Annotated in this window: 9 protein-coding genes and 1 pseudogene; 7 read left to right on the top strand and 3 right to left on the bottom strand. The window is 36.7% G+C overall.

Annotated elements, in window-relative coordinates:
* The 5 genes from NI468_RS15795 to NI468_RS15775 form a co-directional block, all read left to right on the top strand.
* Positions 1 to 762, top strand: a 762-nt coding sequence (locus NI468_RS15795) for a MobA/MobL family protein (protein ID WP_253102585.1), incomplete at its 5' end; no start/stop codon positions are given.
* A complete protein-coding gene (locus tag NI468_RS15790; RefSeq protein ID WP_005098403.1) occupies positions 759 to 1,259 on the top strand; it encodes a hypothetical protein in 501 nt (166 codons plus the stop codon). The genes NI468_RS15795 and NI468_RS15790, both read left to right, overlap by 4 nt.
* A gap of 143 nt (positions 1,260 to 1,402) precedes the next feature.
* The gene (locus NI468_RS15785) at positions 1,403 to 1,696 is read left to right on the top strand and encodes a type II toxin-antitoxin system RelB/DinJ family antitoxin (RefSeq protein ID WP_005098404.1); all 294 of its coding nucleotides are present in this window, start codon (positions 1,403 to 1,405) and stop codon (positions 1,694 to 1,696) included.
* Positions 1,689 to 1,970, top strand: coding sequence for a type II toxin-antitoxin system YafQ family toxin (locus NI468_RS15780; protein ID WP_005098405.1), 282 nt, complete (start codon positions 1,689 to 1,691; stop codon positions 1,968 to 1,970). Before NI468_RS15785 ends, NI468_RS15780 begins: the two co-directional genes overlap by 8 nt.
* 58 nt (positions 1,971 to 2,028) lie before the next feature.
* Positions 2,029 to 2,838, top strand: coding sequence for a hypothetical protein (locus tag NI468_RS15775; RefSeq protein WP_005098406.1), 810 nt, complete (start codon positions 2,029 to 2,031; stop codon positions 2,836 to 2,838).
* Between the two features lie 802 nt (positions 2,839 to 3,640).
* Here the strand turns inward: NI468_RS15775 and NI468_RS15770 are convergent.
* The 3 genes from NI468_RS15770 to NI468_RS15760 all read right to left on the bottom strand — a co-directional run bounded on the left by NI468_RS15770 (position 3,641) and on the right by NI468_RS15760 (position 4,981).
* Entirely contained in the window at positions 3,641 to 4,243 is a 603-nt protein-coding gene (locus NI468_RS15770; protein ID WP_140993804.1) for a hypothetical protein, read from the bottom strand.
* A gap of 32 nt (positions 4,244 to 4,275) precedes the next feature.
* On the bottom strand, positions 4,276 to 4,500 hold the full coding sequence (locus tag NI468_RS15765; protein WP_018680094.1) for a hypothetical protein: 225 nt from the start codon (positions 4,498 to 4,500) through the stop codon (positions 4,276 to 4,278).
* A gap of 67 nt (positions 4,501 to 4,567) precedes the next feature.
* Positions 4,568 to 4,981, bottom strand: coding sequence for a conjugal transfer protein TraD (locus tag NI468_RS15760; RefSeq protein WP_140993802.1), 414 nt, complete (start codon positions 4,979 to 4,981; stop codon positions 4,568 to 4,570).
* A gap of 277 nt (positions 4,982 to 5,258) precedes the next feature.
* On the opposite strand from NI468_RS15760, the gene NI468_RS15755 reads away from it, so the two are divergent.
* Positions 5,259 to 5,414, top strand: coding sequence for a hypothetical protein (locus NI468_RS15755; protein WP_005098410.1), 156 nt, complete (start codon positions 5,259 to 5,261; stop codon positions 5,412 to 5,414).
* Positions 5,414 to 5,672, top strand: a pseudogene (locus NI468_RS15750) (MobA/MobL family protein); the annotation flags it as partial. The gene NI468_RS15755 and the pseudogene NI468_RS15750, both read left to right, overlap by 1 nt.

Below are 5,672 nucleotides of genomic sequence, written 5' to 3'. Positions count from 1 at the left end.
ATTAACTTTTGGCAGTCAGCCGACCTTTACGAGCGCAAAAATGGCAGTACCTACCGAGAATATGAAATTGCCCTGCCTAGAGAGATGAATGCCGAGCAACGCCTAGAACTGGTCGAGGACTTTATCCAGTCTGAAATTGGCTCAAAATATCCGTATCAGTTTGCCATTCATAACCCTAAAGCAATGGATGGCAACGATCAGCCCCACGTCCACCTTATGTTTAATGAACGTCTGCAAGATGGAATCGAGCGAGATCCAGAGCAATATTTTAAACGCTATAACAGCAAGAATCCTGAACGTGGCGGAGCTAAAAAAGACAATACCGGCAAGAGTTACCAGGAACGAAAAACCGATATTAAAGACCTACGCCAAAGATGGGCAGATCTATGCAACAGCCATTTAGAAAAACATCAACTTGACAGCCGTATTGATATGCGAAGCTATAAAGAGCAAGGCATTGACAAAGAACCTGAAAAGAAACTGCTACCAAGCCAAGCGAAGAATCCTGAAATCAGGGAAGCCCTGCAACAGTCGCGTACAGCCCATAAAGAGCTTGTAGGGCTAGACTTAGGCGACCCGAAAAAAGACCTCCAAGACCTCAAAGACAGCCCAATTTCAGACAAAGAAATTAAACAAGGTATTGAGAGCTTTAAGGCTGATTTTGATAGCTTCAAACAGCTTGCTTTGGAACAGTACAAAGAACAGCAGAAATTAGAACGAGAGCAACAGAAAACCATGAATTTTAAAGGGATGAGTCGATGACACCTGATGAAAAAAAGCTATATGCACTGATGGCAGTTGCAGAACAACAGCAAAACTTAGTCAATCAGGCCGTTAAAGAGCTTCAAATCACCGAAGAACGCATTCAGAAGGTTATCGCAGGGCAAACCCATCATACCGTATCAAAATCGCTAAATACGGGTTTACAGGAGGGTACAGCGGAGCTTGTTAAGACCGCTAAAGCACTTGGACGCTTAAAAAATTCGATTGATTCAGCCAGTGATCAATTCTCATGGAAAATCATCACAATAGTTTTGGGGATTTTTGCCATTCTTATGCTTGGCATCATTTGGTTATTTGCTGTTTATATCAAACCGCTTGAGAATATTTCTAAGATTGAAAGTTTAAGAGAGGATGGTATTCAGCTTGAGATTCGAAGTTGTACTGTTGGAGAAGAATCTAAACCATGTGTGCGTGTGATGAAAGAACAGTGCAATTATGGAAAAAATCATGATTTATGTGTGATCGACCCTATATAGAAAAATTCGAAAACAAAATTTGAAAGTCTGTTATGCCAATAATTAGAGTTTTAATACTCATATTTTTACATCAAAAGTAATGAAAAAGTAAAGACAATGCCTTATATTATCTTTACATTATTGGTTCCTTGGAGGGATTAACCATGTCCGCAGTCAATTTCAATATGCGTTTAGAGGCAGAACTGAAAGAAAAAGTTACTCCTATTTTGGAGGACTACGGTTTAACCATGCCACAGGCATTTAAACTGTTCTTAAATCAAATTGTTAAAACGAAAACGATTCCATTGTCTTTTGATTATGCAAGGGAAACAGCTTTAACCCCTAAAGCAGCAGCAAAGTTGCTTCAATCTCTTAAAGAAATTGAAAATGGGGAGTACACCGAGTACGAAACAGTAGAAGAAGCCATCCAAGCAATGTCGGAAGAAGCTAATGGCTAAACGAAAAATAATCGTAACCAGTTCATTTAAAAGAGACATTAAAAGACGTTATTTAGATTTGGTTACGGCTGAATGGGCCGAGGTACTGGACTGTTTAGTTGCTAATAGTCCATTACCTGAAAAATATCTAGATCATCCATTAAAAGGTGGTGCTGAGTTTAAAAATTGTCGAGATTGCCACGTTAAACCTGATTTAGTCTTGATTTATAGGCTCGTAGGGGATGATGTTTTAGAATTACACCAGTTAGATAGCCATTCAGAAATTTTTGGTTAAGTGACCATTCAGAATTGTTTTTAATGTTTTGAAGTTAGTAAAAGTTAAGGAAGTTGTTATGTTGAAGCGGTCAAGTTTAGAAAGAAAAGAGTTCAAGCAGGAAGAGCTTACACTAATGAAGAAGCTTGATTTAAATGATATTGAGATTATTAAGTCTGATAATCTTGCACAACTCTTAATTTGGACTTCTGAACTTGCTCAACATAATCATGCTCAATTTATTGAATTTAGTAATAAGTTAGAAAATATTGATGAAATAGAAGAACGAGAAGAAATTAATAAAAAAATTAATTTTTATAGGAAAAGTGCATTTTCAGAGAATCAAATCAAAGATTTCTATATAAAGAAGCTACTGGATCAGGGAGAAGCGACCATAAGGGGATATATCAAACATCCGATTAAGCAGGATACGAAATATGCTGTAATTTCTTACCATGGATATGATTTTATTAGTTTTGCAACGCCTGAAATTGTTGAAAAATTCCCCCTGAATTTCATTGATTTTGTGCAAATGGAAGCACCAAAAACACTGGCTGATATACACCCCGATGAAGCTCTACTGCTATCAACTATCAAGAATTTTATAAAGCCCTTTAAAGAACAATATAAAAAAATAACGAGCAAAAATAGGGAGATTAAAGAACATAATGCGGTCGTACATGAAATTTATATAAAAATTAAAAATAAAGAAGCAACTCTGCAAAAATCAACAGACTCGAAGCCTAAAGAATCTAGTCCAAAGTCTACTGAAAATAGTGCTGTACCAGTAGAAATGAAGCAGGTGGCCATTCAGAAAAATATGGCTCCACAAGAAAAGCCGATTACAGTGATTAAGAAGCGAAAATTTGCTTTAAACAAAGAAAAGTAAATTTTAATTTAAAAATACAAAGAAAAAGCCCATCGAGTATTGAAACTCGACGGGCTTTCGCTTTATATTCAGCGGTACGCAGTTATTTGATGCTTCAACATCAAGTAACGAAGATCAGCGGAGTACCACCTCGCACTGATTTCACACTAAGGCTTGTACCTGAACTCTATTTTCACAATAAACAGTGTTTATATCAAGCCTCAAAATGATAAGTCTTCGTTAATTCGTGTTTTAAATCGTCAAATAAGTATCCTAGATCGAGCTTTGCCCGCTTCTGCGTGTCCGTTTTACGGTCGGCATGCAGTACGTGTGGTAGGAATAAGTGTCACTGGCGTATTGTAGCTATAGTCGAAAGGCTAAACCGCTTACAGGGGAACTTCACACAGGCGGAGCGTTGGGAGTAGTTACATAGGACTTGTTAAGTTGTACGTTGGGGAAACCCTCGCAGAGATACAGGCAATGTAACGACAGGGAGCGCGTGGAGCGAAGTGCAAGACTTTGAGTCCTTGTCTGCATAGTCAGCAAAGCTATGTGCGGATACGACCGATATACGTGGCTCCGAAGCCAAATATATACAGGTAAATCGGCAATACTTAAGGGAAATGACTTTTTTTAAAAGTCGTCCCTTAGGGTGAGTATTGCCGAAACTCTCTCAACCGTTTCCAAAGCCAAAGCACGAAGTGCGACGCTTTGGGGGCGAGTTGAGAAGTTGAGAGCATTTGTTTTTTAGAGGGGGTAAGAGGGCGGAATTATATTACACCCTCTTTTCTGCTTAGGCTATTTAAGTAGTAAAAAGTATATCTTAATTAAATGCTTGTCTTAAAACTTCACCTTTTTCTGTAGAAGTTTGACTAGTGGTAGAGTTTTCATCATTTATATCTAAAATATCTTTTCTTTTTTCAGGGCCATAGTATGAAATAAATTTATTTATAGACTTATCCCATGCTAAATAGCTGTCGTTGTATTCAGATGTAAAACGATAACTATCTTTAGTTTTTTTAAGCTCTAATCCTTCACGTCCTAACCAATAGTTAAGAACATGATCATATTTACCTTCCTTATTTTGAAAGTAAATATCTATAAAGCCATCACTGTTTCCAGTGAACATTGAGTAAGCACCTTCACATGTAACATTTGAAGATCGGATAATATAATCATTTAAACCATCTCCATTAAAATCTACATTTACTAAAAAACCTTTATCAAAAGTTATCTTAGGATTTTTAATAGCCATTTCTTCGTCTTCAGCTATACCTTGACATGCTTCAATATAATTAGTTTGGACTGCTTCTTTAATTTCTATAGGAAGCTTATTGAAAGGGATACTATTATTTTTTACAGGGATTTCTGCTAAAGAATTTGTGCAAAAAACAGCTATGGATATGAAGCCTATTAACTTTTTCATTGATAAACCTATTTAGTTGAATTTTATAAAGATTAATAGGTGTATCTAAAACCTTGTGCCATCATACAATCTTGTATCATTTCAGCTTTTTCATTTTGATTTACTTTAGCTAAACCTACGTCATAGCGACATTTTGCTAAAGCGTTATTAACATCGTGTGGAGTAATTCCTGCTTTTCTCCACATAGGTTGTGATGTACTACATGCAGAAAGTAAAAGTGTTGAAACAGCTAATGCCCCGATAATTGTTTTTTTCATAAAAAACTCTATAAAATTTAATGAAATAAGTTTTTGATTTTACCAAATAAATAAATTAAGTAACCGATTAATTATTCTTTTTACGCTGATTTAAGGTTTCTTGTCCTAAATCCTTCCAAATCTGCCATTTCATATCATTTGGGTCGATTTCAGCAGTTTTAAGCAGAACTCCTAGTAATTCGGCTGGGTCACGCTGATCTAGGTTAGCGATTTCAAAAAGTGCGCCTAATTGAATAAGATGACGTGTACGAGCTTTCCTTTCAGCTTCCTTTTCTGCATTAAGTAATTTTCTAACCGCCACTTTTTGTTTGTTCGCTCGATCTATGGCTTTTTCAGCCTTGATCAAGGCATTCAGTTTTTTCTCTTGGTCGGGTGTACGGTATTGGATTTTGGCTAATTCCAATAAAAGTTTTTGAGCATCACTTGGATTTTTTAAAGCAGAAATATAGGTAATTTTTTCAGACAACCAATCATTATTCATATTCAATTCCATTAATTCAAATACCGTAAAAGTACAGGCTCAATACTCAAAGAACGATAACAAAATATTTACGCTAAAGTAACGTAATTTTGTTAAAGTCGTTCTAGAGATTGTCGCCTGCACTTCCATCAAAAATTTGATGGCGCGCTTAGACGTTTCTCAATTTCATTGAGAAACCTAATCACGTTAGGGACTTCATCCCTAAAACCCTGAAACTTCTTTTTTTCGTAAATTGAAAATTTACGGAAAAAAGAAGTACCAAAGCTAGGAGCAAAATATGCAACTAAAACAGGTATTGGGAAAAATCAAAGACATTACTTTTGGCGTGATCGCAGCACCGCTACTTATCATTATTATGATATGGGCTTCGATACTCGATCAAAGAGCCTTTAAGAAAGAACGCAACCAAAAAAAGGAACAGGATAAAACCTAATGGCGATTGCTCGTTTAAGTGTCAAAGTTGGTAAGGCAGGTAAGGCAGCCCCGCATGCCGAATATATAGATCGGGATGAAGAAAAAAAGAAAAAAGAGGAACAGGCTAAAACTGACCTTGAACATAGTGACTATGGGAACATGCCGAAATGGGCGGAACATAATCCGATTAACTTTTGGCAGTCAGCCGACCTTTACGAGCGCAAAAATGGCAGTACCTACCGAGAATATGAAATTGCCCTGCCTAGAGAGATGAATG

The sequence above is a fragment of the Acinetobacter lwoffii genome (genome assembly GCF_024129355.1).
In the GTDB taxonomy this organism is placed as follows: domain Bacteria; phylum Pseudomonadota; class Gammaproteobacteria; order Pseudomonadales; family Moraxellaceae; genus Acinetobacter; species Acinetobacter lwoffii_I.
The sequence above is the reverse complement of the archived record's forward strand: the minus strand, read 5'-3'. Positions and strand labels throughout refer to the sequence as shown.

Excerpts from the sequence above, each read along its gene's own strand:
- NI468_RS15780 (WP_005098405.1), top strand. The coding sequence starts at position 1,689 with ATGGCTAAACGAAAAATAATCGTAACCAGTTCATTTAAAAGAGACATT.
- NI468_RS15775 (WP_005098406.1), top strand. The coding sequence starts at position 2,029 with ATGTTGAAGCGGTCAAGTTTAGAAAGAAAAGAGTTCAAGCAGGAAGAG.
- NI468_RS15765 (WP_018680094.1), bottom strand. The coding sequence starts at position 4,500 with ATGAAAAAAACAATTATCGGGGCATTAGCTGTTTCAACACTTTTACTT.
- NI468_RS15770 (WP_140993804.1), bottom strand. The coding sequence starts at position 4,243 with ATGAAAAAGTTAATAGGCTTCATATCCATAGCTGTTTTTTGCACAAAT.
- NI468_RS15790 (WP_005098403.1), top strand. The coding sequence starts at position 759 with ATGACACCTGATGAAAAAAAGCTATATGCACTGATGGCAGTTGCAGAA.
- NI468_RS15760 (WP_140993802.1), bottom strand. The coding sequence starts at position 4,981 with ATGAATAATGATTGGTTGTCTGAAAAAATTACCTATATTTCTGCTTTA.
- NI468_RS15755 (WP_005098410.1), top strand. The coding sequence starts at position 5,259 with ATGCAACTAAAACAGGTATTGGGAAAAATCAAAGACATTACTTTTGGC.
- NI468_RS15785 (WP_005098404.1), top strand. The coding sequence starts at position 1,403 with ATGTCCGCAGTCAATTTCAATATGCGTTTAGAGGCAGAACTGAAAGAA.